This window comes from Haloplanus sp. XH21, assembly GCF_023276355.1.
Lineage (GTDB): Archaea > Halobacteriota > Halobacteria > Halobacteriales > Haloferacaceae > Haloplanus > Haloplanus halobius.
Map to the genome: position 1 here is coordinate 233,108 of NZ_JALLPL010000001.1, position 15,077 is coordinate 248,184.

11 protein-coding genes are annotated in these 15,077 nt (G+C 56.8%); 5 read left to right on the top strand and 6 right to left on the bottom strand.

The annotated features are described in order from the left end of the window. The first annotated feature begins 11 nt into the window (after nucleotides 1-11). Nucleotides 12-698 (top strand): metallophosphoesterase family protein, encoded by a 687-nt coding sequence (locus tag MXB53_RS01195; protein ID WP_248895390.1) that lies wholly within the window; start codon nucleotides 12-14, stop codon nucleotides 696-698. Nucleotides 699-805: 107 nt separating this feature from the next. On the opposite strand, the gene MXB53_RS01200 is transcribed toward MXB53_RS01195, so the two are convergent. Both MXB53_RS01200 and MXB53_RS01205 read right to left on the bottom strand, forming a co-directional pair. Continuing rightward, nucleotides 806-1,708: a hypothetical protein gene (locus MXB53_RS01200; protein WP_248895391.1), complete on the bottom strand. Its 903-nt coding sequence runs from the start codon at nucleotides 1,706-1,708 to the stop codon at nucleotides 806-808. A gap of 73 nt (nucleotides 1,709-1,781) precedes the next feature. After that, a complete protein-coding gene (locus MXB53_RS01205) occupies nucleotides 1,782-3,167 on the bottom strand; it encodes a cytochrome P450 (RefSeq protein ID WP_248895392.1) in 1,386 nt (461 codons plus the stop codon). A 108-nt stretch (nucleotides 3,168-3,275) separates the two neighbouring features. On the opposite strand from MXB53_RS01205, the gene MXB53_RS01210 reads away from it, so the two are divergent. The 3 genes from MXB53_RS01210 (at nucleotide 3,276) to MXB53_RS01220 (ending at nucleotide 6,530) form a co-directional block, all read left to right on the top strand. Then, nucleotides 3,276-4,382, top strand: coding sequence for a helix-turn-helix transcriptional regulator (locus MXB53_RS01210; RefSeq protein WP_486606372.1), 1,107 nt, complete (start codon nucleotides 3,276-3,278; stop codon nucleotides 4,380-4,382). A 102-nt stretch (nucleotides 4,383-4,484) separates the two neighbouring features. After that, nucleotides 4,485-5,885, top strand: coding sequence for a hypothetical protein (locus MXB53_RS01215; RefSeq protein WP_248895394.1), 1,401 nt, complete (start codon nucleotides 4,485-4,487; stop codon nucleotides 5,883-5,885). A 75-nt stretch (nucleotides 5,886-5,960) separates the two neighbouring features. Further along, entirely contained in the window at nucleotides 5,961-6,530 is a 570-nt protein-coding gene (locus MXB53_RS01220; protein ID WP_248895395.1) for a type II toxin-antitoxin system antitoxin SocA domain-containing protein, read from the top strand. 20 nt (nucleotides 6,531-6,550) lie between these two features. Here MXB53_RS01220 and MXB53_RS15740 read toward each other — a convergent pair whose 3' ends face one another. Both MXB53_RS15740 and MXB53_RS01230 read right to left on the bottom strand, forming a co-directional pair. Continuing rightward, nucleotides 6,551-8,026 (bottom strand): HEPN domain-containing protein, encoded by a 1,476-nt coding sequence (locus MXB53_RS15740; protein ID WP_248895396.1) that lies wholly within the window; start codon nucleotides 8,024-8,026, stop codon nucleotides 6,551-6,553. Nucleotides 8,027-8,143: 117 nt separating this feature from the next. Continuing rightward, a complete protein-coding gene (locus MXB53_RS01230; RefSeq protein WP_248895397.1) occupies nucleotides 8,144-8,833 on the bottom strand; it encodes a hypothetical protein in 690 nt (229 codons plus the stop codon). A gap of 72 nt (nucleotides 8,834-8,905) precedes the next feature. Here MXB53_RS01230 and MXB53_RS01235 point away from each other — a divergent pair, with 72 nt between their 5' ends. Then, a complete protein-coding gene (locus tag MXB53_RS01235; RefSeq protein ID WP_248895398.1) occupies nucleotides 8,906-11,323 on the top strand; it encodes a DUF262 domain-containing protein in 2,418 nt (805 codons plus the stop codon). A gap of 98 nt (nucleotides 11,324-11,421) precedes the next feature. Here MXB53_RS01235 and MXB53_RS01240 read toward each other — a convergent pair whose 3' ends face one another. Then, the gene (locus MXB53_RS01240) at nucleotides 11,422-11,970 is read right to left on the bottom strand and encodes a TATA-box-binding protein (protein WP_248895399.1); all 549 of its coding nucleotides are present in this window, start codon (nucleotides 11,968-11,970) and stop codon (nucleotides 11,422-11,424) included. Beyond that, a complete protein-coding gene (locus tag MXB53_RS01245; protein ID WP_248895400.1) occupies nucleotides 11,971-14,937 on the bottom strand; it encodes a DEAD/DEAH box helicase in 2,967 nt (988 codons plus the stop codon). Nucleotides 14,938-15,077 lie beyond the last annotated feature (140 nt).

Genomic DNA, 15,077 nt, shown 5'->3' on the forward strand with positions numbered 1-15,077 from the left:
TTGACATAGGAATGAAGATAGGAGTTATCTCCGACATCCATGCAAATGCTCCCGCTCTTCGTGTCGTACTGGATGGTCTAGCCGACAGGGATGTTGACCAGACCCTTTGTGCTGGTGATGTAGTAGGCTACTACCCGTTCCCGAACGAAGTCATCTCACTCCTTGCAGAGCACGATGTTCGGTCGATCGTCGGGAATCACGATGCTGCTGTTCTTGATGAAACGCCCTCAGGATTTAGTATCGATGCTAAGCGTGCAGCTGATTGGACGAGGCGACAACTGACGCCCGAGAGCAACGCATTTCTCGAATCACTTCCGATGACAATCGAGGAAACTATCGATGGTCGAGAGGTATACGTGGTTCACGGCTCTCCGGAAGACCCGCTGAACGAGTACATCTGGGGAGATGAAGTCGACGAACGAGCACTCGACTATTGGTTTGATAATCGGCCAGACTTGGTTATCTTTGGACACACCCATCGACCGTTCGTGAAGGAGATCGGGTCGACAACCGTACTAAATCCAGGGAGTGTAGGCCAGCCTCGGGATAGGAATCCTCGCTCTGCATTCGCTGTAGTTGACTTGAAGTCTCTGTCTGTGGACCGGTATCGGGTTGATTATGATATCGAAGCCGTCGCAGATGAGACTGGAAAATACCTTCCTCGTAAGCTCGGCGACCGACTGTACGAAGGTCGATGACGTTGATGGGAATTAGTAGTGAATCTCCTAGCTGGAATGATCGATGAATTCGACATACTGTACCACGTTCAACAGAGGGACTTAGATCTTAAACGTTCAATTCCGGTTTACCGATGATATAGACGCCAGAGGTAGCCAGGTGTCGAGGCGGTGATTTCATCAACGATTGACGTCCACGGGTGCTCACCGTGGAATGCCCGAACATATGTAGCCGACACGTCCGTTGCCTCGCTCACGAGTAGCATTGAGCCGAAGAGGGCATATTCAGGGAGGAACGCAACGTTACTCCACCGATATCGTGGTCGGAGATGTCCCAAGGGTCGCCACAGCGGGTGAGCTCGAAGCGCGGCTAGTTCTTCGTCGGTTACACCGAGATCGCGAACGGCCACCGGTTCAATCCCGCCCCGGCGGGTCCCGTGGGCGAGAACACCCTCCAAGAGCGTCTTCGTTCGCTGTCTCTTGGCGAGATGGGCTAGCGAATCGTGTTTTAGTTCGGCGGCAAGGTACGCTTGCGCACGGATTGAGACAGCCTGTTCGAACCCCTCCTGCAGATACGGGTGCATCCATGTTGGCGAGTCAAACCGGTGCTGATAGGCGTGGCACAGCTCCGACGCTAAATACGTGTACGCCGTCGACTCGGAAAGCCGCCCTGGGCTCACGCCGATCCAGCCCGTCCGGGCAGAGTACCGCCCGCCGATGAACACGAGCGTCAATGACGCCGGCAGATCACTCGTGAGGAGCGCGAGACGCTCGCGTCGCGAATAGTCGTAGACGAGGTGCTCGCGCCACCTGTCGCGGTACGGTGTCGAGTCGACGTCAAGCAGGTCGTCGTAGAATCGCATGAGCTTGTCCAGGCGTTCGTGGAGGTCGGCCTCGCTGGCGAGAGGGCCGTCGAGATCTTGCAGGAGTGACTCGGTCAGTGGGGGTGCGTCTGGGTACTCCGCCCGGTACGCCTCGATCGCGTCTGCGCAGGTTGATCGCAGCTGTTCGGAGAACGCTTCGTCGTTCAATTGTATTGACCGTTTCATAAACTGCTGAAGAACAGAGGGTGGGAAGTTGCTTGATGTGGTGTGACGGAATAGATTACCGGCGACGAATTCGCAACGGGATACCTTCCTTCGTTCGAGTCGTCACCCGAGGCGACAGGTCGAGATCTCCCGTTCGCTCCCAATCGAGCCGGTATTCTTGACCGATCGTCGCGAGGACAACTTTGGCTTCGAGCAACGCGAACTCCCGACCGATACAGGAACGTCGGCCGCCGCCGAACGGGGCGTACGCGAAGTCGGGGAGCTCCTTCTCGAACTCGTCCGTCCATCGCTCGGGACGGAACGCGAGCGGCTCGTCGTAGAACTGCTCGTCCCGGTGGACGTGAATGATCGACAGATGGAGTTCGTGCCCGGCCGGAATGCTGTAGCCGCCGATTTCGACTTTCGTCTTCGTCCGCCGAGGAATCGTGTGGACCGGCGGATACAGCCGGAGCGCTTCTGTGATGATCCGTTCGGTAACCTCCAAGTCATCGAGGTCCTCGGCAGACGGGGGGTCGCCGTCGAGGACCGTGTCGAGCTCCGCGTGGAATCGGTCGCGAATGTCCGGATGCGTCGCCAGCAGATACCACGTGAACCCGAGTGCGGCCGCTGTCGTCTCGTGACCGGCGAACACCATCGTCACCAACTGGTCTTCGATCTCCTCGGTCGTGAGCTGTGCGGCGTCATCGGTTTCCCGGGCACGCTGGAGCTGGGTGAGGAGATCGTGTACGGCTGATTCGGCGGGAACTCGGTGGTTACTCAGCGAGGAGTTCTCCACGCCCGAATCTGTGTTCGAGGGGTTCTCCTGCTTATTGTCATCAAGCAGTGCTCTGACTTCCCGTCTGAGTCGCTTGGTCGATTGCTTGAAGCGTCGACGAGCCGGTGTTGGCACCCAGGGCGGCAACATCCACGATGACGGTGCGAACCATTCGTTGAGACCATCGGCCGCCTCGCGGAGCTCTTGGTCTTCGCCGGGGACTAGCCGGCGACCGAACAAGGTCGCGAAGAGGACCTCGAGTGTCAGATCCCGCATTTCCGTCTCCATGTCGTGTGACTCGCCATCGGTCCAGGTCGTGAGCCGTCGATTGGTGCAGGCCACCATCTGATCCGTGTAGCCACGGATTCGGTCGCGGTAGAATAACGGCTGGAGCATCTCGCGCTGCCGTCGCCACCGCTGGCCCTCCACCGAGAGCAACCCGTTGCCGAACGCCCGGCGGTAATCCTCAGTCTTCCCGAACGCGTCGACGTCGGTTACCAGCACCCGATTGAAGTACTCGGGGTGGGCGAAGACGAAGACGTCGTCAATTCCCGGCAGCTCCATGCGGTAGATGTCGCCACACTCGGCGACGGCATCCTCCACAAACGCGAACGGATCCCGAGCAAAATGGATCGCGTTCTTGAGGACTGGGTAGCCGGACGGTGATGGAGGCAGCCGGGACGCCACGATACTCAACCCTTGTTACGGATACAAAATAAATACTGGCGGCGGATAGCAGTCCAGCCATAATTTCATGGTAATGGGTGACATAGATTCGAGAATAGGTGAATTGAGATGACCCGCGATGCACGCGCGGTCACGAACCCACTCACTAACGAACAAATCGTCGTCCGGGAGTTCATTAGCGAACTCGCTGGCTCGTCTCGCCTCGAGGTAGTCCGCACGCTCGAGGGGCGAGTAATGACGCCGTCGGACATCGATTGCCACGGGCCGATCGCCCGACAGACCGCCTCGAAGCATCTCACCCAGTTCACCGACCGTGGCCTGACGAAACCCACGGCCGGGGAGTGCGGCTACGAGCTGACGGCCGGTGGGAAGGTCATAGTAGATGCCGTCGAGCGATGTCTACAACAGGTTGATCGCGACGCCCTAACCCACCTGTCCGGATCTACGCATGCGCTCCCCCTGTTGCAAACGCTGTCCGAGTACCCGGCACGACCGAGCGAACTCGCCAGGAACACCCCCGGCTCGCCGTCTCGACCAACCGTCCAGCGGGAGTTGCAGACGTTTGCGGAACACGGCTGGAGCATGGAGGTCGATGGACATCACCAGATTACACACGCCGGGAAGCGCGTGCTAGACGCTTATGACGAACTCGGCGTGACGGTCGAACAGGTGATGGAGAAGGCACCGTGGTTTCAGCGGCTCGATCCGATTCACGCCGACATCCCGGTTGCTGCGCTCGACGGTGCAAGGCTGTACGTCTCGAGTCCGGACTCGCCGGGGATCGTTCTCGCGGCCGCCCTCAAGCTCTGCGATCCACGACTGGACCGTTTCCGGGTCCTGACGTCGATCTTCAACCCCACGCTCTTCAGAGCGTACGATATGTTGCTCAAACTCGGGCTCAAGGGAGAGGCAATCGTCGATGCGTCACTCTATGAACGGCTGCACGAGGAGGGGATGGAACACTTTCTGGATGACTCCGACTACGATGCGTTCGATATCTACCGACTCGAAGTGCCACTGACCCTCGGGATCGGGATCTACGACGAACAGCAGGTGGCGATTGGCGTGTACAATGAGGCCGGCGGTGGTGAACACATCGCCATGATTCTGAGCACCAATGACGCTATCGTCGAGTGGGGAGCTGGGTTATTCGAATCATATCGCGAGGAGGCCTGTCCAGCCAATAAACCGGACTCCGAACTCGTCAGTGGATGAGTGATTAGGGAATGTAGTCGATAGCTATGCTACTGATACCTTTGGATTAGCTTGGATCGTGGAACACAATTTATTTTGGCTCGCTAATTTGAGTGGAAGATGATGCAACGGTTCGGGGTCGTCAACTTTATCGGTTCCTACGATATCTTCGGCAAGGCGATCCCTGGACTAGTTGGACTGGCAGGATTAATTTCGATTTTACCTGTCGATTCAGGGCTCGTACTCATCCCTCAAGAGATTACGATCACCAGTGTTGCTGGATTTATTGTAGTCGCATTCGCGCTTGGGCTTGCATTCGGAGAAAGTGTACATAATCTGGCTGTCAATATTGAGGCTGTCGTCGGCTGGTTTTCCGGTCGGTTTCGAGGTATCGCCGACCTAATCCGATCTGGACTCTCTTGGCTCCGAGTTCAAATTGGCTTCTCTCAGGAGCAGCCTGGTAACACCGATGCTGAACCAGAGGCAGAAGTTACCTCAGACAGCTCTGAAGCGGACGTTGAGGAGTTAGCAGTCCCACCCGAAGACGAAGAGCGAGGAGGATTTGCCGTTGAAGGATTGTATCCAAGCGATATCACGGGCCGCGTCTACGAATGGATTCTCAGGCGGTTGAACGGTATCTCAGTTGCGCTCACTAGTCATCGGCGACTCTTCGAAGACCGAGTCATCGATCAGCTTGATCCATATCGCGACCCGGCAGACCGTTCTGATCTCTCATATCAAGCTTTCATCCGGGCTGTTCGAAACGAGTTCAACGTGGATATCGACGATTTTGAGCGCATCCACGAACTCTACCCACAGATCACCAGCCGGATCGAATCAGCCGGTGTAAACCGTGCGCAGGGGTTTCAGGTTCGGTTTTCGTTTTGCCGCAGCATGTGGGTTGTCCTGGGTACCTATACCGTTCTGTACACAGCGTTATTCGTTCACCGAGAGTATGCGGCACTTCGTGAGGGGATAATTGATGCCCCTTACGTCGTTGGAGAACTAACCCGGTCGTTCCCACTTTTGGCGATTTTTCCGATTGCCATTGGGATAGCTTGGGGCGTAGGATACGCTACAGAGTGGTGGTTAGACACCACACGTCCAAGCTTTGGGATTGTTCTCGGAGTGATGACTATGAGCGGATTGCTTGTACTATTGGTTCTCTCATTTGTCCCCTCTGTTCCAGTGGGGATCTCAATTCTCGTGATGAAGCCGGTTTCCGCGTTAGCAACAGTTGTGGTTGATGCAATTGAGGGACTCATTTTATTGTTCGTACAGCTCAGAGGCGACGAAATCGCCGTTTCCAATATCGTCTTTTTCACTGTCACTGGGAACCTAGAGACCGAATTCATCCTATTGCTTGGACTTGCCACCCTAGCCTTCTTCGATGCATCCGGCGATTACAAGCAGTACTATGTCCAGTATCTTATCGCGGATTTCTGTACCATCAGTAACACCGATCAGCTACCGGACGATGATGAACCAGCGGAGTCAACGGATGACGAATCAGGAGAAGAATAAAGTGGCTTTTCCGTGCCAAACTACAATAAGTAGGGGAAGTGTAGTTTACAAAGGGAAAACGGAGATAACACACCTATGAGTTCTCAAGGCATCGAAACCTCGCTCAGTCCGGATGACTTTCAGGAACTCAAAGGTGTAATCAAAGAATTTCTCAGCAAGTATCGATACCTGTACGAGTTTAGAGTCCAGAAGCTCGTGTTCTACGCTGAGGTCTATGCTATCGATAATTACGAGCGTCGTCTTACCGATGCTTCTTGGAAGCCATACATCTATGGGAGCTTTTCCGAAGATGTACGGGTAGCTGTCCGTGATCTCGACGTGCCCACACAGACAGTCTATCGAAACGGGGATGAAACGATCAAGTACCTCAATAAAGGCCTGAGTGGCCAGCACTTGGAGAGTAATGCAAAACGGGAGATCATTAATCGCGTCCATGGGCGTACCCGGAACCAGAGTACCCAAGAACTGGCACAGTTCAGCAAAAGCCACTGGCTCTTCGAACACACAGATTATGAATCTGTAATGTCATTTGAAAGGTATCTGAACTATATCCAAGATATTGATGAAGGCGACCGGAGCCTCTTCGACTCAGACCATCCAGAGATTCGGGATGATAGCCTCGTTCAGATAAACAACGAGGTATGAAAATATAGCCGCCACTAAAATCATTCTGGAGAGGTTTTGAAAAGCTGCTCGCGTATCTCTGCGCCATACCATAGTGTACGGTCGTCGATCTGTTCGTTGACATCCTGTATGGACACGTCCTGTGATGAAACTAGATCAAGGTACTCCAAGATGAGGTCTGCATAGAGTTCGCGAGCGCGGTTGAGGAACGTGCTTGCAAGGAATTCCTCGTCCTCGACCGTAATCCACTCACCATCGCTCGGTTCGTCTGGGAGTGTTGTATCCTCGTGGACGACCTCGTTCCGGTAATCATACAGCGTTCTGAAGAACTCTCCTATCTGTTCTGACGACCAATTGCGAGCGTTCTGCTCACCCAGAAGCACTGCCGTCCGCACACCGAGCCGGTATTTGTTCCCGCCAGGAGAGCCACCTTTCAGCACGGTCGTTTCGCAGCCGACGACGCAGTCGACTAATTGATCCTCGAGAGACTCCCGGCTGAACATTCGCTCGAACCGGGCCAGCGGATTCTGAAACTTGTCATGGCCTGGGGCGATTCGGCGTCGATGATCTCGCCACAGTCGAGGAATCTCCAGGGCACGATCTTCAGCGATATGCGTTCCTTCCGTCGAACTCGGGCACTCGAATTCGAGTTCAAAGGTGACCGGTGCCGCAATTCCACGGTACGTTTCCCAGCCTGGCACCACGTTGTAGCCCTTCTCGTAGCCAACAGTTCCCATCGGGCAGAGGAGCCGCAGACACCGACGAACGGTCGCCGCGAGATACTCTATTACGTTGGTCAGCTGCTGCCAGGGATAGACGTCGGCCGGTGTGACGTCAAAATCGGGACGTTCCCAGGGGGAGATTTCGGTGTCATCGATCTCGCGAGCGATCTCTCTAAAGGGCCGCCGGCGTCGGAGAACGATTTCTAGCGCTGCGTTCGGGCCGCCTGCATCGAGCGTCTCGACTGGTTCGAGGACGCTCGTCCCCGGGGCTTCGTGCGTCGCGATTCCGGCTTCCTCCAGACGGTCTAAGGGGCGAATCCGGAGCGTGTCAACGGCGTATGGTCCCAGATAGTCCGGGCTACCTTGGATCTCCGTATCGAGGTCAATCGTGATGTCTGGCTCGATGGAGATGTTCTTTAGAACGAGCAGAAAACGGGAGTACTCTCGATCGGTGAACCGGGGCTCGAACTGCTCCTCGAAGGCGTTTGCGAAGGCATCCTCGTCGAACTGAAACTCGCCGGCGTAATTCAACACGACCCCGACGAACTCGAACAGTCCCCGTTCGATAGACTCGACACGGTTGGCTTCGGATAACTGATCGTCGTCTGGAGGATCCGGGAGCTGATCGTAGATGACCTGGGCCGCCTCTGCAAATTCGCCAGCATAGAGATTATCGAAGAGATCCCTGTCGTCGAAGAGGTCACCGGGAGCTGGAACCGAGACTTCCTCGGTGTTCTGCATAAACCCGCCAGCACTCAGCTGATTGAACGTCCGTGTTGGTGGATCGACATCCACGTCGGAGTGCCGTTCGATGACGGCTTGGACTCCATCTTTGATTAGCGGGCGCACATCAGCGCCCCACTCAGGTGGCATTCTATCAGGGACTACTCTACCCTTCCACTTAGTTCACCGTTAGACCGGCTGATTCTCGTCCGCCGCGTCCGTCGTGTCATCATCCACTGACCGCTTGGGTGACTCGTCCGTAATCTCCGTAATTTCTCGATAGAGGTGTAGGAATACGTAACCGAGACCACACACCCACGCTGCGAACACAGCTATCGAGCGTACACCTGCTGGTCCGAGCTCGGTTGATATCCCCAACACACGAAGGAGGTACGCGAGCGAAGGCACAACGACCGCCAAGAGAATCGCGATCACACTCGCTTTGAGAGTTCCTGTTACATTCGCTGGGTCAAGAGCATCGTATCGGCTCACGAGCCGCTGTCGTTCGTCGGTGAGTGCTTCCCGTCGACTCCGCAACTGGATCCAGCGGCGATGGTTTCGATTGTGCCGTCTGGCGCTCTGGATGTCGGCTTGAACGTTCGCCGCCTGTGAGTCTTCCGACTCGCGATAGAACTCCCGTTCCGGCGACAACCGGGGTTTTTCGACATACCGAGGCTCGTCAATATTGTGCGTCTTGTCCTCGATATCGGTCTGTTCTCTGTCGAGACCTCGAAGCTTGGCGTCGATCTCCTCGATCCGGCGGTTGATCCAGTGGCGTTCGGCCTTGAGATTCGAGAGGTTACTGACTAAGAGGGCGGTCAGAATCCCGATAAAGACGCTTGCCGAAGTAGCGAGTGCGGCGTAGAAACCTGCTGGCATACGTTCGTAGGTGGGGTTTGGTCCCCTATTGGTACTGGAATTTATTACGGCGGCATTTAAACACCTGCTAACATGCCGAAGGCGGATCAAAAAACAGTCTCACAGGTCTTTTCGGACGCAAAATTACAAGTCCCACTCTATCAGCGAAGCTACGCTTGGGAACCGCAGCAGGTCGAGGACCTCCTGAACGACATCGACTACGTCTATCGCCGGCGCTACGGCTCTCCGAACGCTCGCAGCGTGACTACTGCTCCATCCGATGCGGGCAGCAACGACATGAACGGGAATTCAGACGTCTACCACTACTTCGGGACGTTGGTTCTCAACGCGAGAGGCAAGCAGGACATGATGGGGTCGGAGTGGACCGTTTACGACATAATTGACGGGCAACAGCGGCTCACGACGACCAACGTCTTCATCGCCTGCATCGTGGAGGAGCTCGAGGCGATCGCGGATGCATTCGATGCTGCGGGGCTCGGCAAGGAGGATCTCCCGGAAGGTGTCGTTCGCCCTCCTGGCTATCTCGCGACGAATTACACGGAGAACTATCTCAAGCTTGGCGACCGGAAGGAGGGCCGCCATCTTGAGCCCGGAGAACTCACTGAAGCAGCGTATGCAGAACTCATCATCGACCAGGGTGATCCACAGACGATCCTTGACAATGACGAGCGGCTTGTCCCGGAGAAGAAGCTGGCCAGAGCGAAAGAAATCATCCAGAAGTGGATCCGTGAGAAGCGGGAACTCTTCCTCGGTGATGAAGACCTGGGGCAGGCTACGGAAGCGGATCTCCTCGAATACTATACGGCCATCAAGCGGTATACGGGTGTTCTCACTTCCCAATTCAAACTCACCTCTCAAGAGGTCGAGAGCACGGACGAGGCAGGTCGGCTCTTCGAGGCTGTCAACGACCGAGGACGGGATATCACCCTTGCCGACAAGGTCAAATCGTACCTGATCTACGTCTCCGGCGAATTCGACACGTTGGACTCAGAAGCAGTCGCCCGCCGATTCAACGACGCAGTCGAAACGGTCGCCCAGTACGCCACCGACGATGACGATATCGACCAACTGGTTCAGTTCCACTGGGAGCTCTTTACGGGAGAGTACAAGAAAGTCCGCAAGAACCGATCTGGCCCGACGCCAATCCACCGGCGTATCAAGGAATCACCCCGCCATATTCCCCTCGAACGGGATCCAGAAGAGGTCGCGACGTGGGTCAACAACTACGTCGACACGCTCTCGAGCGTCTCCAAATCCTACGTCCAAGCGAATTATCTCGACGTTTTCAACCGGCAAACCGACGTCTCGCCCCAGGTCCAGGCTCGCGTCAAGTCCCTCCACAACATCAACTTCTCCAATATCGCGCCGCTCATCATCGCAGCCATCGAGCGATACGATGCTGACAGCCCGGAGTTCGCGCGGATTGCCACGCTCTGTGAGGTTTATTCGTTCCGCGTCTACCAGGTCGCCAAACGATCGCAACGAACCGCACGCCGCGAGTTCAAGGAGGCAGCGCACCGGCTCTACGCCTCCGAGTTCGAGGACGGCTTCGTCGAGGATCTGTTCGGTGAAGCGGTCGTCGACCCGCCCTACGAGAACCCAGCTGCCGCCGTCGACGAGGTGACGGCGTATCTCGACAATTACATCGGCCGGCACTGCCCCGATAACGACTTCGTCGAGTACCTGACGCGGTCGGACATCATCCAGGGGAGCGACACGCGCGGGTGGCCGGGCTTCTGTAACAAGGGTGCGATCCGGTTCCTGTTGTTCGAGTACGAGAAGCACCTTCGCCAGGAGAAGAACACGGATACGTCGCTGAAAATGCTCCCCAGCGTGATGGACCTCGACGAGTTCACGATCGAGCACATCGCGCCGCGAACGCCGGAGACCAGCGCTGCGGAGCTTGAAAATCACGAGGAGAACGTGAATCGGTTGGGGAATCTCGCGCTCCTCGGGCCGAAGGATAATCCGTCAGCGTCGAACGACGAGTATGCGACAAAGTACGAGGAGATCTACCAAGACGCGCAGATGGAGATCCTTGGTGATGACCTCCCAGCTCCGGCAGCGGGCTGGGACGTCGACGCGCTGGATGCACGAGCGCGGGATATCGTGGCCTTCGCGCTCGACCACTGGAGTGGCGAATCGGCGGCCGTCGTTACGATGGCACAGGGAAGTTCCGACGAAGCTGAGGAGGCAGCCACTGATCCGAGGACGGACACCGCGTTCACCATCCGTGATGATGCACAACGGACGTATGCGGAGGACCTCGACGTGGATCCTTCGCGAGTGAAACTTGTCCGACAGGGTGACGCGGATATGCCGAGTTCAGGCGCCGATGGGGTAACCGAACTCCCACAGTGCTCCTGTGGAGCGCTCTACACTCGCATCTCCGATGGAGAGGATGACACAGAGATGTACGAGTGCGTCTGTGGGTCCTCGTTAGAAGCTCCGAATCTCGCTGGGATCACTCGGTCGGTTCTCGCTGACTGAGGTGGTGTCTCGCCTTTTTGTAACGTGGTCAGCTGGAGATAACTAGTCGTATCTTACCAAACAATTCGGCTGCATCGCTTGGCTATATTTTGGTAAGATTAGTCAACGAGAAGTCCCTCCACCTTCGTCTGAAGGTGATTGAATGCCTCCTCCGCAGTCTCTACATCTGCTGCGCCGGTTATCACGACATTACCATTCGCGAAGACTAACAGCACGGCTGGGAAATCCGGCGGTCGGTAGATGAGACCAGGGAACTGCTCGGGTTCGTACTCGACTGCTTCTAGTCCCAGTCCGACCGACAGCGCATTGAGGTTCACCGATCGCTGCAACTCTCCCGTACAGACGACGTTTTGGACGGTAAACCCGGTCTCGATGGATGTATTGATGATGTCCAGCCCGGCGAGGGTTTGCAGGAACGCACGGTTTGTCTCGTGTAATTCCTCGAAGCTGGAACGGCCGCTGATGATGTACTTGCCACTCCGGTAGAGGGTGATGAGTGGTCCATCCTCGACGAGCCGTACGTAGAGACCGTGGTAGTTCTCGGGATCGTATTCGGTGTACGGAACCGGGAGATCAGCTTCGACTTCCGCAATGTCCAGTTCGACACCGACATCGCCTGAGCCAACGGCGTTCGCGATCTCAACCATTTAGTCCCCTCCGGACGGCGGTGACACAACGAACGCTGCCGTCACGAGGTCTGGTTCCTGCGGCGTGACGTGCTTCTCTTCCTCAAGCCGGGACAGTTCCTCTTCACGCTCTCGTCGCAGACTTTCGAGCTTCTGCTTCGCGTTCCCAATCGGCGCGGACATATCCGCACCCTGCTCAGCCCGCTGTTGGTACTGCTCTAACCGCTCTTCCCACTCTTCGATTTGCTCTTCGAAGTATCGCCCAGCGTGCTCGCGTTTGATTTCGATCTCCCGTTCTCGTTCGGTTCGGGCCTCTTCGGCAAACGACTCAACGTGCGTCCACGCCTCCATTTCTGCGCCCTCGTAGAGGTCCTCCGCCATACTCGAAAGCCGATCAACCTCGTGCGACGACGAGACATCACTGGGAGCGGCCGTCTTCGAGAGTTCTGGAACATCCGTCATTACACTGCCATCCGGGCGAGCATAGAAGCGAACGAACTTCTCGGTCACCACATCCCCGGCACCGGAGACGTAGCCAAGGCGGTAATTGAACAGGATGCCAGGCGTTCGAGACGCCGTCGCAGCGATTTTCGTCGCAATTTCACCCTGGATCCGGTCACTGTCCAAGCAGAATTCGATGAGCGACTCGACGAGAGGATGGTCAAGCGAGATGAACTCAACATCATCCTCCTCCATCGCGATATCCTTGGTGAAAGTGGCCCGTGGGTACTGTCGTGCCACCTGATTTCCACTCAAGACCTCAGGGACATCCAACTGGAACACGTCACCCTCCATCCGGGCCGGTCCGGGTCGAACACCCTTGATGGAGCCGCCGAATTCGTCAAAGAACACGCGCACGAGCGTCTCGATGTCGTCCTCGGACACCTCGCCGTGTTGACTGCGTTCGATCACGTCGAGAATCTCGTCGTCCTCGCCGGAGAGGTCGAAGCGATCGCGAATCAGGAACTCGTTTTCGACAGTCTGAATCGCTTCGCGTTTCTCCTCGATGGTCGCCTCGATATCGGCGACGACACGTTCAGTCGGCTCGCCTTCAGCGATAGCCGCCATGATCGTCTCGTCCAAGTCGACGTCCTCGAGGACGCGACCGAGGACATCTGAGCGCATCCCGAGGTCCGACTCGATCTGATTCGTCTTCTCGATGAGCAGGTTGAGGATCTCGCTCTCGCGGGTATCGGCGAAGAAGAGGTTGCGAATCTCGACCGTGTGCTCCTGGCCGTAGCGGTGGAGCCGCCCCATCCGCTGGTCGATCCGGATGGGATTCCACGGGAGGTCGTAGTTCACCATGATGTGGGCGAACTGAAGGTTGAGCCCCTCTTGGGCGGCGTCGGTCGCGAGCATCAGATTAGCTTCCTCCTCGAATTTGCTCATCTCTTCTCGTCGACGGGACTGCTCGAGGTCGCCGTACACCTGGGCGACGTCGTGGTCAGCGAAGACCTCGTCACGTAGATACTCCAGCGTGTCCGTGTATTCGGTGAAAATCAGGATTTTCTCGTCGGGGTCCTCTGAGAGAATTCGGTCGACGAACTGTCGGAGCAATCGGGCCTTCGAGTCCGTCTCGATGTTCTTGGCCTGCTGCCAGAGCTGTTTCACGCGGTCCAGCTCCTGCTGGACTTGCGACTGATTGAGCGTAATCGTGACCGTCTCAAGCGCCTCCTCGACCCGAGCGCGTTCTGCGTCGGTCAGTGTCTCGGGTTCGGTACTATACCGCGGAATGAGGTTCTGAACCTCGTCAGGGAGGTCTTCTGCGACGGCGTCGTTCTGAATCGCCCGCATCCGGTTTTCGAGGGACTTCCGGATCGCGTAGATACTCGAGACCAGCCGCTTCTGGTAGATGACCATCGTGAACCCCGCCGCCTGGTTCTCCTCCTGCTGAGCAAGGTTGTAGTATTCGCGGATATACTCGGTGACGTCGTCGTACAGCTTCCGCTCCTCGCGTGTCATCTCGACCGGGAGTGCCTCGATGTTCTTCTCGGGGAACATTCGGGTCCCGTCGGTCTCGTACATATCGTCCTTCAGCCGCCGGATCATCAGGTCCTCAAGCGCCTCGGGACTGATCTGCGACTCGTGGCTGAAGCGATACGGGTCGAGCAGACTCACGAGGAAGTAGAACTGGTCTGATTTCCCCTTGTGCGGGGTCCCGGTGAGCAGCAGCAGCGCATCGGAGTTGTCGGCGACGGCCTCACCGACCTGATACCGCTGTGTCCGCTCGATTGAGTCGTCGCTCGACCGTCTGGCCGTAAGGTGATGGGCCTCGTCGAAGACCGCAACGTCCCACTCCTCGTCGAGATTCTGGAGGGCATCGAGGACGGAGACGCGGTCCGACTCAGGGTCGTCCGTGGTCTGCTTCGCGAAGTCGATGGAGGTGATAATGAGATCCTCTTGCTTCCAGACGTTCTGGTTGGGGTGGGACTTCCGGTGTGTACGGACCGTCTCGCGGTCGTAGATGACGAAGTTGCGGTCGAACTTCTCGCGCATCTCCTCCTGCCACTGGACGGTCAGCGGCGCCGGCGCGACGATGAGCACCCGGTCGGCGCGGTCGCGTGCGATGAGCTCTTCGATGACGATGCCGGCTTCGATGGTCTTCCCGAGGCCGACTTCGTCGCCGATGAGGTAGCGGTGGTCGTAGGAGTTGAGGATCTCGTAGGCGGCCTGGACCTGGTACGGTTCGATCTCGATGCGGTTGCTGGTCAGCGAGAGAAAGCGGTCGTACTTGTAGGCGAGATCCAGCCGGATCGCCCGCTCTCGGAGGTCGTAATGGAGCGGGGCGTCGGATTGGCCCGCTGTGAGGCGGTCGACGAGCGAATCGAGTTTCTCGATGTGAGGGAGGCCGCTAGGGAGTTTGCGGAGCTGGCCCTCCGAGGTGTAGACGTGGAGGAGATGACCTCCGTTGGGCCGTTCCTCGATTTTCGTGATTTCTCCACGCCCGCCGGCGAACTTGACGTAGTCGCCAATCTCGAAGTTATTCATAGTAAACTACCGATTCGACGGTTCCCCCATCAGCCAAGCCGTAGAGGGTGTGCTCCTTAACCAGAAATTCATCGAGATAATCGAGGTACTCATTGATGGTACGGGTGAATATATTCTTGTGACGATTGTCGATAAACGGG